The following is a 25,851-nucleotide window of genomic DNA, read 5'->3' as shown; positions in this document are numbered from 1 at the left end:
TTTGTTTCCCTTTTTTTAGAACTCCAAATATAAACTAATTATTTTTGCTTTTTCAACAGGAAAACCTTTAATTTTTGCTAAATCCTCAATATTATTAAAATTTCCGTTCATACTTCGATAAGTCACTATTTCTTTTGCCAGTAAATATTTAAAATAAGGGAATTGCGACAACTCTTTTAAAGAAGCATCATTTACATTTATCCTCTTGAAACCCGAAGGCAGTAAAACTTTAAAATGACTATTTAATTCTGCTATTACTTCTGGCGAAAGCCCCCAAATATCATTCATTTGTTCCATGGAAACAAAGCAACCTAAAATTCCCTTTTGTTTTAAAATTCGCAATGACAAAGCTTCACCTATCCCATAAATCTTAATGAGATCTTCCTGAGTAGCCTGATTGATATCCAAAACAATTATCTTTTCTTTTTTTGGATAAACATTTTTAACAAACTCTTTTTTTTCTGCCCTGAAGTTAGATTTATTCTGAATCCAATCCGGAAATTTAAAAAATGGAGAAATAACACTTAATAAAGAATCTGAGATCATTGTCACTTCCTGAAACTCCTTAGCAGAGTTTACATATTTATTTTCTTTACGAAACGCTAACAACCTGTCTATTTCCTCAATCGTCATTCCTAACTTGTATCCCTTATAATCTGAAATAAAGTTGGGATTAAAAGTACGCATCCCCTGCTTTTCATTTGACCTAACCAATTTTAGCGAATCAATATCCGATTGTAAAGCCATCCATTGTTGCTTTTCAGGAAAGGTTTTCTCAGAAAAGCTAAAGTCTGCAAAAAAGTAAACCGCCTGTAAAACAACAATAACCAGAAAAAGTAAAAAAATCCCTGTACGCTGATGATTTGTAAACTTTAAATGCGATGTAATAATTCTATTTTTCATTATTAATCAGAACTTATATTTTAAATTTAAAACAACAAATAAAGCAAAAACATATTGATTTATTAAGAAAAATATTAAAAATAAGCTATTCAGGTAAATTAATTATTCTCTGATTAAAGCTGAATTAATTTAATGAATCTCAGAGGTTAAAGAATAATCATTGCGAGTTTTATAAAAAATTTAAATATTTTATAACTTAAAACATGATAAATGTTTTTATTTTTTACAAAAAACGATACATTTGGAGCTTAATAACAATAAACCAATATAATAGTATGTCAATTTGGAAAACTAAACCACTTTCGGTATTGCTTGACGAAGCATCCGAATCTGAAAAAGGCTTAAAAAGAACCTTATCTTCACGGTCGCTTGTTGCGCTTGGAGTTGGTGCAATTATTGGAGCCGGATTATTCTCGTTAACAGGAATTGCCGCAGCAGAACATGCCGGACCAGCAGTTACACTTTCTTTTATTTTAGCAGCAGTTGGATGTGCTTTTGCAGGTCTTTGTTATGCAGAATTCGCTTCAATGATTCCGGTTGCAGGTAGCGCATATACATATTCTTACGCTACAATGGGAGAATTTATGGCCTGGATTATCGGTTGGGATTTAGTTTTAGAATACGCTTTGGGAGCCGCCACCGTTGGTGTAAGCTGGTCTCGTTATTTGTTAGAATTATTAAATAAATACGGAATACATCTTCCGCATGAATATATTTGTTCACCCTGGGAAACCCTGAAATTAAGTAATGGAACAGTTATCGAAGGCGGAATTGTAAATCTACCTGCCATTTTCATTGTATCTATGTTATCCCTATTATTAATTAGAGGCACAAAAGAGTCAGCTACATTAAACAACTTATTAGTTGTTGTAAAAGTAGCGGTTGTTCTTGTCTTTATTGTATTAGGATGGAGCTATATTGACACTTCTAACTATACGCCTTACATACCACAAAATACAGGTGTATTTGGAGAATTTGGATGGTCTGGAATTGCTGCAGGAGCCGGAACTGTATTTTTTGCTTTTATTGGTTTTGATGCTGTATCTACAGCTGCACAAGAAGCTAAGAATCCACAAAAAGGAATGCCGATTGGAATTTTAGGATCTCTAATAATCTGCACCTTATTATATGTGCTTTTTGCTCACGTAATGACAGGTCTTGTTAATTATAAAGAGTTTGCAGGAGATGCTAAACCAGCCGCTACTGCCTTTGCTAAAACCGGATACGACTTTTTACAAACTGGTTTAATTGTAGCTATTTTAGCTGGTTATACATCAGTAATATTAGTTATGCTTATGGGGCAAAGCCGTGTGTTTTACACAATGAGTAAAGACGGTTTATTACCTCCATTTTTTAGTTCGATTCATCCTAGATTCCGTACTCCTTGGAAAACAAACCTTTTCTTTTTAGTGTTTGTAAGTTTATTTGCTGGTCTTGTTCCGGTAAGTGATTTAGGACATATGGTAAGTATTGGAACTTTATTAGCTTTTGTATTAGTTTGTATTGGAGTTATGGTGATGCGTAAAAGAATGCCGGATGCTCCGCGATCTTTCAGAACACCACTAGTTCCTTATGTACCTATTGCTGGTATCGTAATTTGTTTGGCATTAATGTATTCATTACCTAACGAAAGCTGGGTAAGACTTGTTGTCTGGATGGCACTAGGTATTGCTATTTACTTTCTTTACGGTAAGAAAAACAGTAAATTAAATAATCCTGAAAAATAATATTCTATAATACATAATAAAAAAAGGATCATAAAACTAAACATTTTATGATCCTTTTTTATTTCATTAATCTTCTTTATAAATCAAAAACAGAAGTTCTTTTTGCCCGAATTAAATCTTTAAGCCGAATCCAAAAAGCCAGGGTTAAATAAATTCCAAAACCTAATCCAGCAGTGACAAACGAGATATAAATAAAAAACAACCTTACACTTGTTACCCGCATTCCCAATTTATCTGCTAATCTTGAAGATACATGAAAACCGTATTTTTCAAAGAAGAATTTTAATTTTAAAATAGCTGACATTGTTTTTGATATTAGATTTTGGTTAAAAATACAAAAAATAATCTGAGACATTTCTAATCACTAATTATTCTTTAACAATTCCATTCCTAATGCACATTGAAGACAAGCCTTTTTATTACAATATTCATTTTTTAACTCCAATAATGTTTGTGTTTGAAAAGCATTTTTTGAGAAAATCCCAAATGAATGAAATTTATCAATAATTGCATTCTTTTCAGGAGAAACTTCATTTAGAAATTCAATTAAATCATCAGAAATCGATTCTCCTTTTATATGCGAATAAGCAAATTGAAGAGGGATTATGGTGTTTATAATAATAAATCGAGAAATGATTTAGACAATATTTTAGGCTTCTTCGGACTCTCTTTATCAAACTGATAATGGTTTTGCCAATATAAACCAGAAGAAACTGTCAATATATTATAAACTTTTTCAGCTGATTTTAAAGTAATAATTTTAGAAAACAAATTTTGATGTTTCCCATACAAATTAGCCAATTGCGAAAGTCGGATTGTTGGAAAATTATCCGGTCGGTGTTTAAAAAACTGAATCTGATCGACATGACTTTTCTCTAATTGATATTTATTCAGAAGATAATAATACCTAATTTTTAAATCTGTAAAATAAACATCTTCCTTATCATGATCTAACAGACCAGAGCTCCCAAAAAATAGAGCTTCAAGATTTTCTACTTCAAAGCTTTCTTTCCTTATAACCGAAAATGGGATTGACTTCGCAATTTGAAAAAATGAATTTCCATTTGTATTTAACCCAAAATTCTTTGCCAATAACAAAAACAAAACTGCTTCCCAATCCTGATTGGTTTCTTTCAATAAATCATATATAAATTTTGATTTTCGCTCTAAACGATCAAAAAATAAGCGTTCTTGCCAATTCTGAAACACAAAACCATCAACCTCTTTGATATTTTTCTCACAAAATATCCATGATTTAGGAGTTATCAAAGAATGGTAAGCCGAAATAATTTCTAAGGAGACGTAATCTTTTAGCACCAAAACAGGGATTTCTGTATTGCTTTTATCGAATATTTCAGCGTCATGTTCCCAAACTACATGCAAAATCACATTCTCATAGGCAGAATCTTTTTCATGATTATGTAAATACCAATCAGAAGACTTTAAATGAATTTCTACATTCCCCGCCCATTTTTGTTTTCCGATTTTAATTTGGGCATTAAAAAAATCCGGACCGGAAAGCTCCAGATAATCTCCAACTTTAATAATAGTTACTTGCTCATTTCTGGTTGTTCGTAAATTTAGTGTTTCAAACTTCTTGAATCTCCAGATATAATGAAGAAAATCTTCTTTCATGCTTAGGCTTATACAACGATTTATAAAAGCCTAAAATAATTAAAATAATATTAATCTTACAATATTTTTATCTTTTTTATTTTAACAAATATAATTTGGCACATGCTCTTGCATCAGATAATGCTTCGTGGTGACTTAACTGGATCTTCATTTCGCGACAGCAATCACTCAATTTTGTAGGCTTCAGCCCTTTTGCTTTATAAATTTTTACTGTACATTCCCATTTAGCAGCAATATTAAGATCCTCATAATTTAATCCATTTAGCATCATTGATTTCATCAAAACATTCCGATCAAAGCTTTCATTATGCGCTACAATCACTCTGTTTTTTAATCTCTTTTCAATTTCAGGGTAGACTTGCAAAAATGTCTTTGCATTAACTGTATCACGAGGATAGATGCCATGTACCTGAATTGTAAATGAATTGTATTCATTGTTTGGCGGCTTTATGAGAGTAACAAATTCATCTACAATCAATCCGTTTTCAACAGTAACAATACCAACTGAGCAAGGATGATATCCAGTTGCCGTTTCAAAATCTATGGCTGTAAAATTCATTTTCAAATATATTGATTAAAAAAATCCATAAACCTAATTCCTGAAAACTAGATTTATGGATGTATAAAGTTGTTTATTAACTTATTTTATTGATCCAATGATGTCATATTTTGTAATAATATGATGATTTCCATTCTCAAGATCAACTAAAACTGCGTCATTTTCTTTAGTGAATAATTTAGAAACTTCTTCGATTGGTGTACCTAATTTTACAATAGGAAAAGGTTTTCCCATTACTTCTTTAATAGGTTTTTCAGCTACATTTTTATCTGCAACGTAACTTCTAAATAAATCTGTCTCATCTACAGAACCAACAAATCCGTTGATATCTACTACCGGAATTTGCGAAATTTTGTACTTACGCATTCTTTCAATAGCATGCGAAACTAATTCTTCCGTACGAACAACGATCAATTGTTTATCAATATGATCTTTGATAACATCTTCGGCTTTAGTAACGTTTTCATCTAGGAATCCACGTTCACGCATCCAATCGTCATTAAACATTTTACCTACGTAGCGACTCCCTGAATCATGAAAAAGTACTACAACTACATCATCCGGCTTAAAATGCTCTTTAAGCTGTAATAATCCTTTTATACAGGCTCCTGCTGAATTTCCAACAAAAATAGCTTCTTCAAGGGCAATTTTTCTTGTATAAACAGCTGCATCTTTATCCGTTACTTTGGTGAATCCATCGATTAAAGAGAAATCAACATTTTTTGGTAAGATATCCTCTCCAATTCCTTCTGTAATATAGGAATAGATTTCATTCTCATCAAAAATTCCTGTTTCATGATATTTTTTAAAGACAGAACCATAGGTATCAATTCCCCAAATTTTAATATTTGGATTTTTTTCTTTTAAGTATCTTCCAACTCCTGAAATAGTTCCACCTGTTCCTACTCCAACCACAAAATGAGTAATTTTCCCTTCTGTCTGTTTCCAGATTTCCGGTCCCGTTTGTTCGTAATGTGCTAAAGAGTTTGACATATTATCATACTGATTTACATACCATGAATTTGGTGTCTCACTTGCTAATCGTTTTGAAACAGAATAATAAGAACGTGGATCTGTTGGCTCAACATCTGTAGGACAAACTACTACTTTTGCCCCTACAGCACGCAAAATATCCATTTTCTCTTTTGACTGTTTGTCTGACATTACACAAATCAGCTTATACCCTTTTATAATAGCTACAAGTGCCAACCCCATTCCGGTGTTTCCAGAAGTTCCTTCGATAATAGTTCCTCCAGGTTTTAAACGGCCATCTGCCTCTGCATCTTCAATCATTTTTACGGCCATTCTGTCTTTTACAGAATTTCCGGGATTAAAAGTTTCGACTTTTGCCAATACTAGTGCATCAATTTCAGCAACAATTTTGTTGAGTTTTACCAATGGTGTATTACCAATTGTTTCTAAAATATTATTTGAAAAGTCCATTTTATTTAATTTTAATATTTGGTTTTTAATGTAATAAAGGTTTGATTTTTATTGGAAGAAATTCCAAACCAAACCAAATCGGATAACAAAATCACGATAAGGATTATTAGGCGCGGAATAATAATCGCTTTTAGAAAAAATAGCATTTATATGTTCAGCTTTTACATAAAATCTAGTCTGGCGAATTCTGGCATTAAGAAAAAGATCAAACAAAGGATACCCCCCAATTTCTTTTGTTTTTTGAACAAAAAATTCCCCAATAACAGGATTGTAATCGTTACCATAATATTTTGTAAAATAGTTAAAAACGACTCCAGTTTGCAAAAACAATGCTTTATCAAAAAAATGACCTGAGTAGTAAAATGTATTTCTTGTTACAAAATCCGGCACATTTAAAATCAAATCTGACTGATCTACTTTCTGATATAATAAAGTATTATCTAAAGCAAAATGACCAAATTTAAACTCACGACTTACTTTTAATTCCAGGTAATTAATCGCATTTCCATATTGAGCAGGGTTTATAATTTGGGTATAATTCTGTGCTTCTGTTGGAGATGAAACATCTGCAAAATATAAATGATCTTTTAAAATGGTATATTGAACTTCTGCATTTAACCAAGGGGTATAAACATTAGCTCCTAGAGAGTTAATTTTTTCATTCTTAAAATTATTCGACCAATTGTATTTTATATAGCTACTTTGATATAAGTTATAATTATTATTTGGCAGTTTATTAATGTTACGATATCTAAAATCAAATTGAATTTTATCATTCATTTCGTAACGCAACTTTGCATCTAAATCAGAAAGTGACTGATTTGTAATTGATCTTGAATATAAAAAACGACCATTCCATTTATTTTTTTGATATTCATATTGCCCTCCTACATTATTAATTTGCACAAATAAGTTATTAGGAATAATTGTTTTCCCACTGTCTTTTACGATAATTCTTCCATACTCATAATTAGATCTGTAATCATCTACAAAAAAATTAAACTTCCCTAGAAGAACATTTTCATAGGTAAGGCCTGCTTTATTGTAAAGCCTTTCATATTTTGTCTGATCATTTATACCGCTGGTAACATAGGAATTACCAAATCTATTAACAGTCAGATTAGCACCTGTCGATGTTGTTACTGTTGACGCTACTGTTGGCTGATTATACTCGAAATATTTATTTTCGTAGTTAAATTGATGTGTTATATACAAATTATTATTTCCTCCATTTGGATTTACTCTAAAGGCATGATCAAAAAACAAACGTCTTCCTTTAAGAAATGATTTTGCATCTGTCAAAAACACTTGTAATCTCTGACGGTTTTTATAATCTTTATTATCACTTTCAAAATCAGATGGTCTTGTAATTCCGCCATTTTCTTCATTTGAATTGTCCTGATAAGTATAATGAGCATTTATGGCATATCTTCTGTCAGTTGTAAAATAACTGGTTGTAAACCTGAAATTTCCTGCACTAACTAACTGGTTTATATAATTTCCTTCTGAACGTAAACCTCTATATGCGATTGAAAAATTAAGATTTTTTGAAGTATTTAAGGTAATAAACGAATCTACATTCTGACCTTTATTAATTGTTGTATTGAAAAACAATTCTGTTAGTGGTGTTGCTGCCGAATAATATCGAATTTCATCAGCCTGCATATAGTTAAAATGTTTTCCATTAAAACCAATTTCCGGATAAGGTGAAAAACTGGTTAAACTATATTGTAATGTATTATAGGTTTGTCCAATATTTGAGAAAGGTAAAAGTCCAAATTCATCTTTTCTAATATGATTTTGCTTATAAGCACTTTTTAGTGTCAAAGATGTGTCAACATAAGTAGTATCATGCTCTAATGTAATAATCTGATACTGATCTATAGTTGCAATTTTTGCCTTTTTCTTTTTTACAGTATCTGTTATACTTGAATATTTTGTATTCATATCTAAATTCTTTTTAGGAACGTTTTTTTCCTGAGAAAACAATAACGCTGGTACAACTAATAGATATAGAAAAAAGAATATTCTCATTTGATGGCTTTATATGTAATTATTTCGACAAAATTTGTCAGGCAAAGGTAAAAGATAAAAACGTATAAAAAAACAAATCATTGTTATTGAGACTATTTTTCAGGTCATATCATACAAGCAAAAACCCCCAACCAGAAAAGTGGTTGAGGGTTTTCAAAAAAATCAAAATATTTATTTTTATACTACCAGCCTGTATTTTGAGCTACATTTGGATTAGTACTTAATTCAGTTTGTGGTATTGGCCATAAGAATTTATAATCAGAACCAGGAACAGCAGCCACTGGAGTAGTAATAACATAACTATTGCCAAGTACAAAAGCTGTAGTAGAAGGAGTAGCATTAGCAACTTTAGCTGGAATTCCATTTATCGCAACAGAAGCAATTGGATCCCCTTGTAATCTGTGAATATCAGCCCATCTACGTCCTTCTTGTAAGAACTCAATTCTTCTTTCTTTCAAAATAGCTGCAACCATAGTTGCATCAGTAGTGAAAGACGCAGCAGTGTATGCTTGAGTAGCTGGATTAGCTAAAGCTCTATTTCTAACAGAATTTAATAACGTTAAAGCTACTGGTAAGTTTGATAAACGCGCTTGAGCTTCTGCCATATTTAATACTACTTCTGCATATCTAATAATTGGTGCAGCATCTGACTGATTAACAACATCTGTGTATTTATTTGTATATTTAATACCAGATGCAGTATAGATAAACTTACCATCTTCTCTTCTTTTATCATCTGCCAACCATTGTGGGTCTCTCCAAAGAATTGGACTAATACAAACCAATGCTCTATTTTTCAAAATACTAGCCAAAGATGCATTTACACCAGGATTAGATGTAGAAGAATGTTGAATAGAGAAAATAGACTCAGAGTTAGTTAAATTATTAGCTAATACAAAAGGACCATAAGGATCAGTTGTTAAAGTATAAAGTCCGTTTAATTTAATTCCTTCAGCAATTACATTTGCCCAGTCTCTTTTTTGAAGATAAACTCTTGTTTTGAAAGCTATTGCAGCAGATTTTGTTGCTTTAGCAACTACTCTACCTCCTGTAAAACCATTTGAAGAAATTAATTTTTCAGCATCTGTTAAATCAGCCAAAACTTTTGTATAACATTCTGCAACTGTATTTCTAGGTTTTAGTAGCTCAGAATTTATTTCTGCAACTGTATTAATTCCAACTTCTCTGTATGGTATACCAGGATGCGTTGCACCAGCTGTAAAGTTATATGGCCTTGCAAAATTGGTAAGAATTTCAAAATGCGTGATTGCTCTTAAAAATTTAGCTTGCCCAATATAATCATCTGCAACAGCTTGTGTAATAACACCTTTAGCTACAGCTCCTGTAGCTCCTTCTATCATAAGATTACATCTGTTGATTAATCTGTAACCATCAACCCAATAGTAAACATTATTAGCAGTTGTTGGATCATAAGTTGCTGTATAAGTTAACTGATAAAAAGTAGCCATGTTTACAACATCTTCACCTCTTGCTTCACCTTGTTCAACAAAAGCTGCTCCCCAAATATAACCTCTACCACCATTTGGACTAGTTGATGCAGCGTTATATTGTCCAATTCCAGCAGCATTATAAACACCATTCATATAAGCAGCTATATAAGCAGGAGTTGTAAATGCATCCGCATCAGAAATATTATTTATTGGTTTCAAATCCAATAGTTTTTCCTCTGTACATGAGCTCATCCCGAGTACAACTAGAGAAAGTAAAATTGATTTTATTATATTTTTCATATGTTTTTTTATAAACTTACATTTAATCCAACTGAGACCACTTTAGAACGTGGAGTACCATTGATATCTACTCCATTAGTTTCCATTTCAGGATTGATACCTTTATATTTTGAAATTAGCCAGATGTTTTGTGCCTGAGCAAAAATTCTAAAGTTATCAACTCCTAATTTATCTAATACCAATTTAGGTAATGTATATCCTAAGCTAATATTATCAAGTGAGATAAAATCACCTTTTTCAACAAAACGAGAAGATGCACTTCCTGAAAGGTTAGTTGAAGTATTTGAAGAAGCATATAATCTTGGTGTCCATCCATCTCCAGGATTATCTACACTTTGCCATCTTCCCAAAATCTCAGTACCATTGTTGTTGAAGTTTTGGTTCATTAACTCTCTTCTTGTTGCATTGAAAATTTTATTTCCTCCACTAAATCTAAACATAAAACCAAAATCAAGATTTTTATATTTCATAGTAGATGTAAATGATCCATAATATTTTGGTAAAGTGTTTCCTAAGATTACTTTATCTGCAAGACTTAATGATGCTGCTGCACCTGCTGTTGCTGGATTATTAGGATCAAAAACAGTGTAACTAGTTCCTGGCAATACAGCTTGTACTAAACTACCATCTGCTTTATAATAAACAGGGTTACCATTTGCTTTGTTAACTCCCCAATATTTATATCCGTATAAAGAGTTAATAGACTCACCTTGTCTAATAATTATATTTGGTGCAATGTTCGCAATATCTGTAGATGAACCAAAAGATGATGAACCACCTGGAATATCTTGTCCTTGAACTAAACTAGTAACTACGTTTTTAGTAAGCGTTAAGTTAGAAGAAACATCCCATGAAAAATTTGCTGTATTTATTGCTTTAAAACTAGCAGAGAATTCATAACCTTGGTTATACATTTTTGCAACGTTCGAGTTGATAATACTATTAGGAATACCTAAAGATGGAGCAACTGGTGCTGCTAAAACTAACCCATCAATATCATTTTTATAATAATCAAAAGCCAAAGTTAAACGATTATTGAACAAACCTAAATCTACACCAAAGTCAGTTTTATTACTTGTTTCCCATTGTAATGTTTCATTACCAAATTGATAATAACCAAGACCATTATTAGGTCCATAAGGAGAACCAACCAAAAGACCTTTAGAAGGATAAGCTGCACCATTTAAAATATCAACGTTACCTACTTCAGAATAAGAACCTCTTAATTTCAAATCAGAAACTACTTTACTAATTCCTTCCATGAAATTTTCTTTAGAAACTGTCCAACCAGCTGAAACTCCAGGGAAATTATGATATCTAACATCTTTTTCAAACTGAGAAATTCCATCACGTCTTAAAGAAGCTTGTATAAAATACTTTTCTTTATAATTGTATGTAAAACGTCCTAAGTAAGAGATAATCCCTTTTTCAGAAGCACCACCACCAGAATCTTTAGTACTATAAGTACCTGTAACTAAATTCTGATCATAGAAATCACTTAAAATATCAGTTCCAGTACCCCAGAAGTTTTTCGCTCTTGATTTTTGATATTCAGCTACACCTGTTACACCGATGTTATGATTTTCTGCAAAAGTGTGCTTGTAGTTCAAAATATTCTGCCAGTTCCATCTTAAAAGGTTTGTGTTATCTTGATACAAGTATCCGTTAGTTCCACGTCCATCACCATGAATTGGATTCCAATATTGGTAACCATCAGTGATAGCATTATCACCACTTACTTGTAATTTATAACTCAAATCAGAAGTAATTTTTGCATTAGCAAATGCACTAAGCAAAATTCTTGTTGTTGTTGACTTATATTTATTATGATTAAGAACATAAACAATATTTGTAATATTATCTCCCGCAGGATCAGTATTATCCCATTGACCAACATTCGCATTATTTGGCGAAAGGTTATATCCTGTTGGGTTAGCTGGATTGTAAATTGGTGTGTTTGGTAACTGTCTGATTGCATTAAAAACATTACCTGACAGACCACTAGGACTAACATTTAATCCATTATATTCAGTTCTGCTCACACTTAAATTTGTACCAACACTTAACCATTTGTTCACTTCCTGATCTATATTAGTTCTAACAGAATATTTTTTCATATCGTTAGCTAAATTGATACCATCTAAATCAGAATACCCTAAAGACAAGTAATATTTAGTCTTATCTGATCCACCACTAAAATTAAGATTATGAGTAACTTGTGGTGCATTTCTAAAAATTGCACCTTGCCAATCAGTATTATATGTATTTCCAATAGCCCAAGGAGTTTGTCCTCTGTTGGTTCTTTTTTCATTAGAAATTGTTAAGAAATCAGGTGTTTGCAATAAATCGTATGTTTTAGCAGTACTAGCAACACCAAAAACTGTTGAATAAGAAACTTTTAAACTACCTTTTTTACCACTTTTAGTAGTAATCAAAATAACTCCATTTGCAGCTCTAGATCCATAAATAGCCGTTGCAGCTCCATCTTTTAAAACGTCAAAAGATTCAATATCTTCTGGGTTGATATCTGCCAAACCATTTGTAGAAGAAACTCCTCCAATATCACCAGAGTAAATAGGCACACCATCAACTACAATTAATGGCTCTGTACTACCAGAAATAGATCCAATACCTCTAATTCTAATTTTTGGAGCAACCCCTAGAATACCAGTATTAGTCAATACCTGAACTCCTGTTGCTCTACCAGCCAAAACACCTTCAAAACTCGGAGTAACTAAGTTAGCGATGTCTTTTCCAGCAATTTTAGAAATAGAACCTGTTACTTCTTTTCTCTTTTGTACACCGTAACCAACAACTACAACCTCATTCATTAATTGGGCCTCAGATTCCAATTGAACATTTACTGAGTTTGATGAACCAACAGTTACTTGTTTGTTGTTCATACCTACGTATGAGAATATTAACACGTCACCTGTTTTTGCTTTTATGGAATAACTTCCGTCAAAATCAGTTGCAGTATTAACTTTAGTTCCTTTAACAAGAACATTAACTCCTGGAATAACCCCTGTTTTATCAGAGACCTTTCCAGTTACAGTTCTCTCCTGAGCAAAAGAAAACTGCATAGACAACGCTACTAGTAGCGTAAAAATCCATTTAAATTTTAATTTCATTTTAATTTATTTTGAATTAGTATGTGGCAAACATCTTAATTATTTCTTAAAACACCAAAAGTTTTTAACTTAATTTTAATCTAAATAATTAATAATCTATTAACACTAGTCACAAAATGACAATAATTCGTCATTTTTAATAGCTATATTCTTTAAATTATGTATTAAATTTAAATTTATGTAAATTCAACACTTAACAAGATTTTAACATTTACGCACTATAAACAGTTAACTCCATAAAAAACAGCGTTAACTTTTAAAAACCTGATGAAATTTAAATCCTTTTTTAACTTTTTGATAAATCCAAGCCTATATATCAAAAAATCTCATAAATTCTTTCAAAAAAAATCGCAATATTTGCTACTTGAATATAAAAACGAAGAAAATGCTTCAAAAAAATTTCTCAGGATATCTTTTAGAAACAGGAACTGATGAAGCCGGAAGAGGATGTTTAGCCGGACCTGTTACTGCAGCAGCAGTAATTTTACCTGAAAATTTTGAAAATCAGATTTTAAATGACAGTAAACAACTATCTGAGAAAACAAGATCACTCTTAAAACCAATTATTGAAGAACAGGCAGTTTGTTTTGCCGTTACTCATTTATTTCCTGAAGAAATTGACGAAATCAATATTCTGAATGCTTCGATGAAAGGAATGCAGGAATGTATCTTAAAATTAAATAAGGTTCCTGAATATATTATTGTAGATGGGAACCGCTCACTAAATGCGAAGCTAGGCTTAAAGAACAGTTTTGGAAAACAATTCTCTACTAAGGAAATAGAAATTCTAAAATCAATTCCCAATCAAAGCATTATAAAAGGAGATTCAAAATTTTTAAGTATTGCAGCCGCTTCTGTTTTAGCCAAAACCTATCGTGATGAATACATGGATGTGATTCATGAAGAATTCCCAATGTACAACTGGAAAAAGAACAAAGGATATCCTACCCAAGAGCATCGTGATGCCATTAGAAAATATGGCACCACAAAATACCACAGAATGAGTTTTAGGCTCTTGCCGGATCAATTGGAATTAAACTTCTTTGAAGAATAAAAAATATTAATACTTATATATTGTATTGAAAAGTTAATCACAAATTACTTTTTCCTCAAACAACATTTTAATCTGTTTAGTCCATTCTAAAATATTCTCACTTGAAGCCCTGTCTGCTTTATCAAAATAAAAATGTTGTTTGATTTCTAATCCGGAGTATTTAAAAATTCCGGTATCCGAAGTTAATGCTAAAGCTTTATCCATACCCATTGTCTCATATTCAGCATTTGATTTTCCATGTGAATTAATAATCACTGTTTGTTTTCCGGCTAATAAACCTTTTTGGACACCCTGATCATATCTATAGGCAAATCCATAACTAAATACCCTATCAATATAACCTTTCATAATTGCAGGCATTCCAGTCCACCAAATGGGATAAATAAAAATAATCTGATCAGCCCAGGTAATAAAATCCTGTTCTGTTTTGACATCATCGGTAACTTTTCTCATTCGTTGTCCATTCATATCTTCCAGAGACAAAACCGGATTAAAACTGATCTCGTTTAAATCACGAACCACAACTTCCTGCCCGGATTGCAGGAGACTTTCAACTACTGTTTGTTTAAAGAAATGATTTAAACTGGCTGAATTTGGATGCGCATAAATAATTAAATTTTTCATGTTTTCTATTTTTTAAAGATTGAACACGACAAATGTAGAACGCAAGTTTCAGTGACAATTGTAAGAAAACGAAAACCAATACTCAATAAGCTTTTGAGCTACAAATATCGTTTTGAAATTTAAGGAACTTAGTTGGAGAAATATTCATATAATATTTAAAGTCATGAATGAGTTGACTTTGATCGTAATAACCACATTGCTCAACAATTAAAATCCAATCTATTTTAGCTGAAATATCGGCACTTTTTTGAATTAACTCAACTGCTTTAAGAAAACGTTCATAACGACTAATTTCTTTTATGGTATAACCAAAGAATTTCTTTTGATTGAGTTGAACATTTCTCTCTGTCTGATTTATTTTTGAAGCAATAGCTTTAATCGGATTCAGAGTTTCTTCCTTAAATTCTGTCAACAAGGTTGTTATTGAATTTTGTTCTCGCAAATAAGGTTTACAAAATTCTAAAATATAAGCAACACGTTCTTGTATATCAGACAAGTTTTTAAGTTCTTCCCATAAAACAGAGAAACAATTATCAGGAATTAAAGCATCTGGATGAATAGGCAAAGAATGAGTTAAAAGTGCATTTCCAAAGAATCTGTAAAAAGCATCTTCTTTAAAATTTGCTACCAGGATTTCAGAATGAGGTTCTAATGTATAATCAAATGCTTGTTTAATTGGACCTAAAATCAAACATTTCTCAACTTCAAGGATATTGTTCTGATGCGATTTTAAAGAGGAATTTGCTCCAAAGTTAAAAACCAAAATAGTTTGAAAACTTGGTAATAATGTTTTGGTAACAGGATTTGCCGTCTTATTTTCGGCGAAATAAAAATGAGAAAAAACAGATTCAAATGCCGAAGGAACTGCAATTTTATAATTGTTATTTTCTTCAGCATTTTTCATACTATTTTATATTTTTTTGAAACTTATTAAAAAAATTCGGCTTCAAACAATTGTGTTAAGTGCTTGATGATTTTAGCTTTTACTTCGGCCTCATCTACCTTTTCTACACCAAGTTCTACGTGTAATGAAGTAACTCCTTTTCCTCGAATTCCACACGGAATTATATTATCAAAATAACCTAAATCTACATTAACATTTAAAGCAAATCCGTGCATCGTAACCCAGCGTGAAGCACGTACACCAAGTGCACAAATTTTTCGTGCAAACGGCGTTCCTACATCTAACCAGACTCCTGTTTCACCTTCGCTTCGTCCGCATTTTAAGCCATATTCTTCTAATGTTAGAATTATAGACTCTTCCAGAAAGCGCAAATATTTATGTATATCCGTAAAGAAATTTTCTAAATCCAAAATTGGATAACCTACAATTTGTCCTGGTCCGTGATATGTAATATCTCCCCCACGATTAATTTTATAGAATGTTGCACCTTTTGCTTCAAGCTGTTTTTCGTTTAACAGCAAATTTTCAAAATCACCGCTTTTACCTAAAGTATAAACATGCGGATGTTCTACAAACAATAAATAATTTGGTGTTGGCAGATCAAGTTCTTCTCTTCTGTTTCTTATTTTTAAGTCGACTATATCTTTAAAAAGCTCTTCCTGATATTCCCAGGTCGATTTATAATCTTTACTTCCTAAATCTTGAAGTTGAATTTTTTTGTTCATTTTTATTATTTTTCAAACTCTACTTCAAAGTTGAGTTTGTCAGGATTCTCCATATAATCCGTGAAAGGGTATTGAATTGTAATTGATTTTCGATCCTCACTAAATAAAGCGTTTGGATTTGAAACTTTTTTAATTTTTTTAGGAAAGTGATATTTCACTATATAATTAGAAGAAGCAAATATCATTTTAGACATATCGGCTGCACTATCTTTTGCCTTTTCTGCTAATTTTTGCTTGTCAATTGTAGCTTTACGGGTAAACTTTTTTCCATCATAAGTATAACTTAACTTGCTATTATTATTCCCTAAACCTCCTGCAAAAGGTGTTGAGGCATTTCCTCCGCTACCTTCCAGTTTTTGAAGTGCACTGGCAGTTTGTAATATATCCTGTAACTCGTTTACGTTTTTAAAATCAGTAGATAAAGTCATTAAAAACTCTTTTTTCTCTCCGTTCATTTTAGTGTTTACTACAAAATTTTCGAGCTTTTTAAGTTCTTTTTGAGCTTCTGGTGATAATTTTGCAATACTGTCTTTTTTCTCTTCAAATACTTGTTTGAAAGTAAAAGTGGTATCTATATTTTTTTTAGCATCGGCTCCCATTTGATCTCCAAGCTGATCACCAGCCATAGCCATTAAGGAAGAACCATCCATGTCTACAGAAAATTTTCCGGTTCCATTATCATTTACAGTAATATTCTCGGTAAAAGTACAACTCGTTAAAGTTGCCAGTACAAAACAAAAACTAAGTAATTTATATAATTTCATTTGTCTAATTTTTTATCAAAGATACGAACTCTATTTTAAAGAATTATAGCGTTTATAGCCGTAGATTAGTTTTCAAATATTACTTTAAAACCTAATTCTACATTATTATCCGGCAGGTTTTCGAGCGGAACATCCAGAATAAAGCTTTTTCTATCTGTCGCTATTACAGCATTTTTTAGAGAAACAGTTTTTATTTTTTTCGGAAAATGATACTCAATCGAATATTTACATTCTTTAAGCATTTCATCCATTTTTTTTGAAAAGGGGTCATCTCCCGGTTTTTCCTTTTTCTTCTTTTTAGTCGGTGTTTTTGATTTAGCATCTTCTTTTAAAGGAACAACGCTTTTTATAAAAACTTTTCCATCATAACTAAAACTCGTTGTATTTTTATTTTCCGTTTTTGGTACGGCACTTAAAGCTCCTAATCTCTTTTTATCCGAAAGTGCTAAGGTTTCTAAAGTTTCAGATGGAGAAGCCATATTTTGAATACTGTCTAAAGATTTAAATCCAATAACCATATTGTATTCAAACTGTTTTTTTTCCTCATCTACTTTCATGCTAATTTTAAAGTTCTCTAAAACTTTAAGCATTGCTTTATCTGCTGCAGGCAATTTTGCAATACTGTCTTTTGCCTTATCAAAGAGTTCTTTAAAAGTAAATGCAGTATCTATTACTTGTTTCTTTTTGGTTGAATCACTGCTTTTCATTCCCATTTTAAACATACCTGACATATCAAATCCGTATGAAAAAGTTCCTGAGCCATCTTCGTTTATTACAACTTTTTCTTTCATTGTACAGCTTACAATAAGAAATAGGACAAGAAAACAAATCAGATATTTTTTCATAGGTTTTTTAAAATTATAGGTTTTGAGTTGCGAAGATACTTTCTTTTAAATTGTTTTTTATTCCAAAACGACTTCTAAATTTGTACTTTCCGGATCTTGCAAACAAGCCGAAAGCTGAAACTCTAAGGTTAAAGATTTTCTATCAGAACTGATTTGTGCTTTGTTGTTTGAAACTGATTTTATTTTTTCAGGGAAATAATATTTTAAGATGTACAACTGAGTAAATTTTAAACTCCCAAATTTAGACTCGTTATTTTTATATTCATCTTTTGCCTTTTGTAATTCGGCTGTATTTATGACAGAAACCATACGTTTAAAGATTTTGCCATCAAAACTATATGCGATTTTATAATAGTGCTTTTCTGCTGTTAATGCATAATTGTTCTCAAGATCATCTGCATAATGTTCTGTTTTATATAAATCAGGGATCTCTGAAACTTTATTAAAATGAAGTGAGAACACATTTTTAAATTCTTTCTCGAAAGAACTCTCTTTAATATGCGCTTTTACATTGGCATATTTTTGAAATAACTTTTGTTCTTCTGGTGTATATTTCAAAAACGTTTCATTGTATTTTGTGATATAATCTTTAAAAACATAAGTGGTATCTTTAAACACATTCTCATGCGAATACGATTCGCCGGCTAATTGCATATAACTATTTTCATCCCGAAGCTGGATAACTTCTATATCACCGCCTCTGTCCGGATTTATCGTAATGGTTTCTGTAATTTGACAACTTGTTACCAAAAATAAAATTAAAACGGCTGATAAATATTTCATTTGCACAAAAAGTTTCTAAAGATTTTAAGTTTGCTAAGATATGTATTAAAAGATATTTTCTTACATAAATTTTTATTTGATCTTAATCTTTTACTCCATGAAGCTTTATGGTTATGATTACTTTTTTTCTGTAAAATAAACATTTCAGCCCAGAATGCATTTTGAAAATTAATCTTCTGATATAGCCCCGATAGCAACGGTATCCTTTTTTGCTTTTTCTGCAAAAAAGATACAAGTGTATAGCGGGAGAAATGGTTATTAAAACACCTTAAATTTCTGCTTCAAAAAACCTTAACACTTTGAGTTGAAACTTGAAACAAAAATTTTATCTTTGCACTCTTAAAAAATAGCACAAAATGGCATTATCAGAACAAGAAATCATTCGAAGAGAAAAACTTCAAAACTTACGCAACTTAGGAATCAATCCTTATCCGGCTAATCTTTTTCCTGTAAATCATACTTCTAAGCAAATTAAGGAGTCGTTTGAAGAAGGTAAGAAGGTGATCGTTGCAGGTCGTTTGATGAGTGTTCGTGATCAGGGTAAAGCTTGTTTTGCTGAATTGCAGGATAGCGAAGGACGTATTCAATTGTACGTAAATCGCGATGTTTTGTGTGAAGGTGACGATAAAACTTTATACAATCAGGTATTTAAAAAACTAACTGATCTAGGTGATTTTATTGGCATTGAAGGAGAATTGTTTACTACACAAGTTGGTGCAAAATGTATTCGTGTAAGCGGTTTTACTTTTTTGAGTAAAACATTACGCCCTCTTCCGTTACCAAAAGTAGATGAAGATGGAAATGTGCACGATGCATTTAATGACGCTGAGTTACGCTACAGAATGCGTTATGTAGATTTAACTGTGAATCCACAAGTTAAAGAAAACTTCATTAAACGTACCAAGTTGTATACTGCAATGCGTGGTTATTTTAATGATGCAGGATATCTTGAGGTTGAAACTCCGGTTTTACAATCAATTCCGGGTGGTGCTTCGGCAAGACCTTTTATCACGCACCATAATTCGCTTGATATTCCGCTATATATGCGTATTGCAAACGAATTGTATTTAAAAAGATTGATTGTTGGTGGTTTCGAAGGTGTTTATGAGTTCTCTAAGAACTTCCGTAATGAAGGAATGGACAGAACGCATAATCCTGAATTTACTGCCATGGAAATATATGTAGCCTACAAAGACTACAACTGGATGATGGAATTTGCTGAAGGTTTATTGGAGCATTGTGCAATTGCTGTAAATGGTACAAGCGAAGTTACTTTTGGAGAACACCAAATCAACTTTAAAGCGCCTTATGCACGTGTAACCATGACAGATTCTATCAAACATTTTACAGGTTTTGATATCTCAGGTAAAACAGAAGATGAATTGTTTGAAGCTGCAAGAGGAATGGGAATTGAGGTGGATAAAACAATGGGGAAAGGAAAATTGATTGATGAGATTTTTGGAGCAAAATGCGAAGGAAATTACATTCAGCCAACTTTTATTACTGATTATCCTAAAGAAATGTCGCCTTTATGTAAGGAGCACCGCGACAATCCGGAACTTACAGAGCGTTTTGAATTAATGGTTTGTGGTAAAGAAATCGCAAATGCTTATTCTGAGTTAAATGATCCTATTGATCAGCGTGAACGTTTTGAGGATCAAATGCGTTTGGCTGCAAAAGGTGATGATGAAGCAAACGGAATTATCGATGAAGATTTCTTAAGAGCTCTTGAATACGGTATGCCTCCAACATCCGGAATGGGAATTGGAATGGACCGTTTGATTATGTATTTAACAAACAATGCTTCTATTCAGGAAGTTTTACTATTCCCGCAAATGCGTCCGGAGAAAAAACAATCGCAGATTGAACTTTCTGACGAAGAAAAAGTAATTATTACTTTATTGAAAGGAAACGAAAATAAAATGGAATTGGCGCAACTAAAAGTTACAGCTAACTTAAGCGGTAAAAAATGGGATGCGTCTATGAAAAACTTATCTAAACATGGTTTAACTAAAGTTGTTGTTGACGGCGAGTTTAAGACTGTGGAATTGGTAGAATAGTTTAAAAAAAATCTTTTAAATGTATATATCAAACCCGGCAGATTTTAAAAATCTGCCGGGTTTTGTTTTTTAAAAAGAGTACTTCTCTAATTTTTTAGAAGTAATATCTAAAACCTTAATGCTTTCTTTTGGAACATTTCCTTTTACAACTTCCTGAACTGACGGATTGGAAGGATATTTTCCGTTTTTCATTTTCAGAAGATGAAACTTCCCTCCGCTTTCAAATATTAAATCATAAAATTTTTCAGTTACCGAAGTGGTCACAAAAATCGGGAAATCGGTTACAGTGAAAGAATTGATTAAACTTCCGTCATTGTTTAAAATATAACCTGAACAACCACCGCTTCCGCAAAAATAGGGATTAGAAAAACCAACAAAGTATTCGTCTTTCTTATCATTATTTAAATCAAAAGCCTGATAATAAAAAAATCGATCTTCTTTGGTCATTGCCGCCAAATCCTTTTTTAGCAAAACATTTAATTGTTTCCTGATCAGTTCTACTGCTTTATCGTCTCTGGGTGGTGCATCAGTCAAATCTGCAGTTCCTGCAACTGTTTTTGATAAGGTATCCTGGGCAATAGTTTTAATAATATTTTTGGGTTCGTTTTTATTTTGACAGGAATACAATCCCAAAATTCCGATTAGAATTAGAATTTTATTTTTCATAATCTGCATTTATAATTAAACAAATTTTTTAAACCAGTAATGCGGCTTTATTTTCAATATCATTTTGCTCCAAAAGTGATTTTATATTATTAAAAGTCACAAAAGCAATCTGCGTTAAAGCTTCATTGGTAAAAAACGCCTGATGTGCTGTTACCAAAACATTTGGAAAACTCATTAAACGCTGAATTGCATCATCCTGAATGATATCTGCTGAAAGATCTCTGAAAAACAGTTTTTCTTCCTGTTCGTAAACATCGATTCCGAGATACCCAATTTTACCTTCTTTTAAGCCTTCAATAACAGAAGCTGTTTCGATTAATCCACCCCGACTTGTATTGATTATCATTACGCTGTCTTTCATCAAAACAATAGAGTTTTTATTGATTACATGCTTTGTTTTATCATTTAAAGGGCAATGCAGGGAAATAATATCACTTGAATGAAAAATGTCTTCTAATGATACAAATCGTACTCCGTCTTTCTCCATCTCCGGATTTGTGACAATATCATATGCTAAAACCTTACAGCCAAACCCTAAGGCAATTTTAGCAAAAGCTTTTCCGATGTTTCCTGTTCCAATGATGCCAATTGTTTTTCCAAATAAATCAAAACCTAATAGCCCGTTTAGTGAGAAGTTTTGTTCCCGAACTCTGTTGTAGGCTTTATGCGTTTTTCTGTTTAAAGTTAAAATCATTGCCATCGCATGTTCTGCAACAGCCTGAGGAGAATATGCCGGAACACGACAAACTTTTAAGTTATACTTTTTAGCCGCTTCGAGATCAACATTATTAAAACCGGCACAACGCAAAGCAATGATCTTTACCCTTTTTTCTGCCAATTGTTTAATTACGGCTTCGTTGACAATATCATTTACAAAAATACAAACTATAGAGGCATTTTCTATTAAAATGACTGTTTGAGGATTTAGCTGGGTTTCAAAAAAATCCAGTTTAAAACCAAATTCATTATTGTATTTATTAAAAAAAGCTTCATCATAAGGCTGCGTCGAGAAAAAGGCTATTTTATTATTACTTAACGTGGAATTTGAACTCATAATCGCTTCTTTTTGGGATTTAAACTTCTGTTTTTACTAAAGTAAGCAATTTTAATAAATTACTTTTCTTTTTGTTAAATAAACTATAATTCTGACAATCAGATTAAACCTATTGAATTTGATAAAGTCTTATTGCTATAACAATTAAAAAACTTACATCATGAAAAAATTATTTATCGCAGTTTTGTTACTTATCGGAGTAGCGAGTTTTGCACAGGAAACAACAGATCAAAAGCCTACTCGTGAGCGCAGAGAAAAACTCACTCCTGAACAACGAAATGACAAACATTTGCAAAAACTAACTACTGATTTAAATTTAGATGCTAATCAACAGGCTCAGGTAAAACAACTTTTAGCTGACAGAACCGCAAAAGCAGAAAAGTTTAGAGAAGACCGAAAAAACAGTACCACAAAACCTACTGCGGCTGAAAAAGAAGCTTTCAAAAAACAAATGATGGCAGAAAAAGATGCAAATGATGCTAAAATGAAATCTATTCTAAATGCTGATCAATACAAAAAATGGACTTCTATACAAGAAGAAAATAAAGACAAAGCAAAAGAAAGAATGAAAGAATATCGTAAAGATAAAAACTAAAAAAAGAGGCCTTTTGAGCCTCTTTTTTGTTAGAATATCTTACTTAGGATTAAGTATTAAATCGATTCTTTTAATACAATCCTCATAATGGTATTTTGTTTCTGTATTAACTGGTTTTGCTTTTGCTGCCAAAAGTGTAGCTCTCAATGTTGTTAATTCTCCTCGAACTAAAGCTCTAACATCAGATTGTCCTACATTATAATAAATTACAGATCTGTCTGCAGGTTTAATTTCTTCGGTCATTAAAGCCCCCATTCTGTCAATATAAGCACGTTGTAAATTTCTTCGGTATATCGTTACATTCGTTGGTGTCGAAGCTTCTTTCCAGATTCCTTTTCGTGTATCTTTCAAGAAATCCAAAGCGGTATAAGTATCAGCACCCAGAATTTCATTATCCATTAATCGGCCAATGCGGCCAATACTTAATAAGCTATTCAAATGACGAACCTGCAAACTTCTAAATCTTTCTGCATAACCTGCAAAATCAGTATTTTTTAAAGTCGTAACATTTACCAGCCATGTTGGCGAAGCAAAAGCATTTGCCTGAAGCCAGTTCATCGCTTCTGTTTGTTTTGCTTTTGGTACAACTTCATATACATTTCCTGCCTGATTTGGTTTTTTCGTGTTTTCATAAACTCCGCCAACATTGGTTACAACATGACCTACATATCGGCTCCAAACCTCAAGCATTTCTTTGTACAATTCGTCTAAATCCTGATAGTTATTCGTAACATTACTTGTCCATTCGTTTAAATGAGCTGCTACATATTCCAGATTTTTAAGTCCATAAGAACTCGCTTTCATTGAGTTATTTCCAATATCTTCAGTTTGTGAAGTTGGATCAAATGCGCTGCTTTGTTTTCCGAATTTATATAACGGATTTCCTGCTTTGTCCAGGATCCATTTGTCTAAAGTTGGTACTTCCTGCTCTGGTGATTTTGCATTTGGAATCACTCTGTATCCCCAATTTACAGCATATCGATCATAAGCTCCAATTTTACGAATAAAACGAATGTTTTTATCACCCGGCTGTGCAATATAATTAAAACGGGCATAATCCATTATACTTGCTGAGATTCCGTTTTGCTGAGTAAAATCGCCATTTCTGTAGCTTTCCACATCATAAGCGCAACTTGCTCCCATATTATGCGGAAATCCTAAAGCGTGTCCCACTTCGTGAGCAATTACCATTCGCATCATCTCTCCCATTTCTTCGTCACTGGTTTGCAAAGTTCTCGCTGAAGGATTTGCAGCTCCGGTTTCGAGTAAATAACGGTTTCTGTACGAACGTAAATGGTTGTGATACCATATTACATCACTTTCGATAATTTCTCCTGTTCTGGGGTCAGAAACACTTGGTCCAACCGCATTACGGGTTGTACTTGCAACATATCGAATAACAGAATAACGAATATCTTCAGGACTAAAATCAGGATCTTCTTCTTTTGTAGGTGCATCTTTTGCAATGATAGCATTTTTAAACCCGGCAGCTTCAAAAGGTTTCTGCCACTCTTCGATTCCCTGTTTGATATATTTTCTCAGTTTTTCAGGCGTTGCAGGATCCAGATAATACACAATAGGCTTTATTGGCTCAACCAGTTCTCCTCTGTTATAAGCTTCAGGATCTTTAGGTTCTAATCTCCAGCGACGGATATAGGTTTTAAGATCAGATTTCAATTCATTGCTTCCATAATCATACTGGCTTACAGTAAACCAGCCCACTCTTGGATCTGCTAATCTTGGTTTCATTGGCACTTCGGGCAACAAAATCATCGATTGATTCATCTGGATGCTTATAGACTCTGTTTCTTCTAACATAGAAGGTTTTGATGCATTGTAAGTCATATCCTGAATGACTTCGATATTCATCGGAAAACTTTTAATCGTATTGATAAAACTTCTGGATTCATCAAGTCCTTTTACTTTATAAGTTTCACGCATTTCTGCTGATATTCCGCTAATTGCTTTTACATCTGTACTGTAAAACTTCGTAACATCAATAACTGTATTGGCAGAATCTTTACTAAAAGCTACAATATCAAAAGCAAATAAAGTAGGCTCATAATTATTTGATTTTACCGAAATACTAATAGGTAAAGAATCATTTGCAACAGCATTATATGATTTTGATTTGATAAGGATTTTATCCTGAAAACGCTGCCATACTATTAATTGCTCATTGGTTTCAGAACCTGCATTTACATATCCGCCTCCTAAATTAGAAGGCAATTTTGAAAGTCTGCTCACTAAAAGCATATCCTTGTCTAAATATTTATTTGGAATTTCGAAATAGTACTTTTTATCTACTTTATGAACTGTAAAGAGTCCGGAATCAGAGACAGCATCTTTTGTAATTACTTTACTGTACTCTTTAATGGTCGATTCTGATTTTTTTTCCGGTGATGTAGCAGCCGGTTCATCTTTCTTAGATTTTTTGTTGGATTGGGCAAATTGGTTATTAGAAAACAGCATAAAAACTGCCATTGTAATAAAAATGAAAAATTTCTTCATTTATTATGGGTTTAATGGTTATTTGATAAACAAAAATAATTTTTATTCTATATATAGGCAGAAAAACACTTATATTAACTTTT

The 25,851-nt window shown here is 32.2% G+C and carries 20 protein-coding genes and 1 pseudogene; 4 read left to right on the top strand and 17 right to left on the bottom strand.

Features of this window, described 5'->3' with window-relative positions; all coding sequences use genetic code 11:
* Window positions 1–15: 15 nt before the first annotated feature.
* Entirely contained in the window at window positions 16–903 is an 888-nt protein-coding gene (locus A4F88_RS23565; RefSeq protein ID WP_068845385.1) for a ComEA family DNA-binding protein, read from the bottom strand.
* Window positions 904–1,178: 275 nt separating this feature from the next.
* Here A4F88_RS23565 and A4F88_RS23560 point away from each other — a divergent pair, with 275 nt between their 5' ends.
* On the top strand, window positions 1,179–2,630 hold the full coding sequence (locus tag A4F88_RS23560; protein ID WP_068845383.1) for an amino acid permease: 1,452 nt from the start codon (window positions 1,179–1,181) through the stop codon (window positions 2,628–2,630).
* Window positions 2,631–2,706: 76 nt separating this feature from the next.
* Here A4F88_RS23560 and A4F88_RS23555 read toward each other — a convergent pair whose 3' ends face one another.
* From A4F88_RS23555 to A4F88_RS23525, 7 genes and pseudogenes are all read right to left on the bottom strand, one after another.
* Window positions 2,707–2,934, bottom strand: a complete 228-nt coding sequence (locus A4F88_RS23555) for a PspC family transcriptional regulator (RefSeq protein WP_026985787.1) — start codon at window positions 2,932–2,934, stop codon at window positions 2,707–2,709.
* A 60-nt stretch (window positions 2,935–2,994) separates the two neighbouring features.
* Window positions 2,995–4,265 (bottom strand): annotated as a pseudogene (locus A4F88_RS23550) (DUF2851 family protein).
* Window positions 4,266–4,341: 76 nt separating this feature from the next.
* Window positions 4,342–4,824 carry a 3'-5' exonuclease gene (locus A4F88_RS23545; RefSeq protein WP_068845381.1) on the bottom strand — a complete coding sequence of 161 codons (483 nt, stop codon included), beginning with the start codon at window positions 4,822–4,824 and terminating at the stop codon, window positions 4,342–4,344.
* Window positions 4,825–4,905: 81 nt separating this feature from the next.
* Window positions 4,906–6,267: a pyridoxal-phosphate dependent enzyme gene (locus A4F88_RS23540; RefSeq protein WP_068845379.1), complete on the bottom strand. Its 1,362-nt coding sequence runs from the start codon at window positions 6,265–6,267 to the stop codon at window positions 4,906–4,908.
* 48 nt (window positions 6,268–6,315) lie between these two features.
* Window positions 6,316–8,301 carry a putative porin gene (locus A4F88_RS23535; protein WP_068845377.1) on the bottom strand — a complete coding sequence of 662 codons (1,986 nt, stop codon included), beginning with the start codon at window positions 8,299–8,301 and terminating at the stop codon, window positions 6,316–6,318.
* 182 nt (window positions 8,302–8,483) lie between these two features.
* The gene (locus tag A4F88_RS23530) at window positions 8,484–10,052 is read right to left on the bottom strand and encodes a RagB/SusD family nutrient uptake outer membrane protein (RefSeq protein WP_068845375.1); all 1,569 of its coding nucleotides are present in this window, start codon (window positions 10,050–10,052) and stop codon (window positions 8,484–8,486) included.
* Between the two features lie 8 nt (window positions 10,053–10,060).
* Entirely contained in the window at window positions 10,061–13,183 is a 3,123-nt protein-coding gene (locus tag A4F88_RS23525) for a SusC/RagA family TonB-linked outer membrane protein (protein ID WP_068845370.1), read from the bottom strand.
* A 385-nt stretch (window positions 13,184–13,568) separates the two neighbouring features.
* On the opposite strand from A4F88_RS23525, the gene A4F88_RS23520 reads away from it, so the two are divergent.
* Window positions 13,569–14,237: a ribonuclease HII gene (locus A4F88_RS23520; RefSeq protein ID WP_068845369.1), complete on the top strand. Its 669-nt coding sequence runs from the start codon at window positions 13,569–13,571 to the stop codon at window positions 14,235–14,237.
* Between the two features lie 33 nt (window positions 14,238–14,270).
* On the opposite strand, the gene A4F88_RS23515 is transcribed toward A4F88_RS23520, so the two are convergent.
* The 6 genes from A4F88_RS23515 to A4F88_RS23490 form a co-directional block, all read right to left on the bottom strand.
* Window positions 14,271–14,861: an NAD(P)H-dependent oxidoreductase gene (locus tag A4F88_RS23515; RefSeq protein ID WP_068845368.1), complete on the bottom strand. Its 591-nt coding sequence runs from the start codon at window positions 14,859–14,861 to the stop codon at window positions 14,271–14,273.
* Window positions 14,862–14,943: 82 nt separating this feature from the next.
* Complete coding sequence (locus tag A4F88_RS23510; protein WP_068845367.1) at window positions 14,944–15,765, bottom strand: AraC family transcriptional regulator; 822 nt, start codon at window positions 15,763–15,765, stop codon at window positions 14,944–14,946.
* Between the two features lie 26 nt (window positions 15,766–15,791).
* A complete protein-coding gene (gene lipB, locus A4F88_RS23505) occupies window positions 15,792–16,490 on the bottom strand; it encodes a lipoyl(octanoyl) transferase LipB (RefSeq protein WP_068845365.1) in 699 nt (232 codons plus the stop codon).
* Between the two features lie 5 nt (window positions 16,491–16,495).
* Window positions 16,496–17,254: a hypothetical protein gene (locus A4F88_RS23500; protein WP_068845362.1), complete on the bottom strand. Its 759-nt coding sequence runs from the start codon at window positions 17,252–17,254 to the stop codon at window positions 16,496–16,498.
* 65 nt (window positions 17,255–17,319) lie between these two features.
* Complete coding sequence (locus A4F88_RS23495; RefSeq protein ID WP_068845360.1) at window positions 17,320–18,045, bottom strand: hypothetical protein; 726 nt, start codon at window positions 18,043–18,045, stop codon at window positions 17,320–17,322.
* Window positions 18,046–18,156: 111 nt separating this feature from the next.
* A complete protein-coding gene (locus tag A4F88_RS23490) occupies window positions 18,157–18,882 on the bottom strand; it encodes a hypothetical protein (protein ID WP_068845358.1) in 726 nt (241 codons plus the stop codon).
* Window positions 18,883–19,238: 356 nt separating this feature from the next.
* Here A4F88_RS23490 and lysS point away from each other — a divergent pair, with 356 nt between their 5' ends.
* Window positions 19,239–20,942: a lysine--tRNA ligase gene (gene lysS / locus A4F88_RS23480; protein WP_068845352.1), complete on the top strand. Its 1,704-nt coding sequence runs from the start codon at window positions 19,239–19,241 to the stop codon at window positions 20,940–20,942.
* 69 nt (window positions 20,943–21,011) lie between these two features.
* Here lysS and A4F88_RS23475 read toward each other — a convergent pair whose 3' ends face one another.
* Together A4F88_RS23475 and A4F88_RS23470 are read right to left on the bottom strand one after the other, a co-directional pair.
* Window positions 21,012–21,608, bottom strand: a complete 597-nt coding sequence (locus A4F88_RS23475) for a hypothetical protein (protein WP_068845350.1) — start codon at window positions 21,606–21,608, stop codon at window positions 21,012–21,014.
* 28 nt (window positions 21,609–21,636) lie between these two features.
* Window positions 21,637–22,662 (bottom strand): 2-hydroxyacid dehydrogenase, encoded by a 1,026-nt coding sequence (locus tag A4F88_RS23470; protein WP_068845348.1) that lies wholly within the window; start codon window positions 22,660–22,662, stop codon window positions 21,637–21,639.
* A 160-nt stretch (window positions 22,663–22,822) separates the two neighbouring features.
* Here A4F88_RS23470 and A4F88_RS23465 point away from each other — a divergent pair, with 160 nt between their 5' ends.
* The gene (locus A4F88_RS23465; protein ID WP_068845346.1) at window positions 22,823–23,257 is read left to right on the top strand and encodes a hypothetical protein; all 435 of its coding nucleotides are present in this window, start codon (window positions 22,823–22,825) and stop codon (window positions 23,255–23,257) included.
* 39 nt (window positions 23,258–23,296) lie between these two features.
* Here A4F88_RS23465 and A4F88_RS23460 read toward each other — a convergent pair whose 3' ends face one another.
* A complete protein-coding gene (locus tag A4F88_RS23460) occupies window positions 23,297–25,768 on the bottom strand; it encodes a zinc-dependent metalloprotease (protein ID WP_068845344.1) in 2,472 nt (823 codons plus the stop codon).
* Window positions 25,769–25,851: the final 83 nt, after the last annotated feature.

The sequence above is a fragment of the Flavobacterium chilense genome (assembly GCF_001602525.1).
Lineage (GTDB): Bacteria > Bacteroidota > Bacteroidia > Flavobacteriales > Flavobacteriaceae > Flavobacterium > Flavobacterium chilense.
This window is presented reverse-complemented; position numbering and strand designations above follow the sequence as displayed.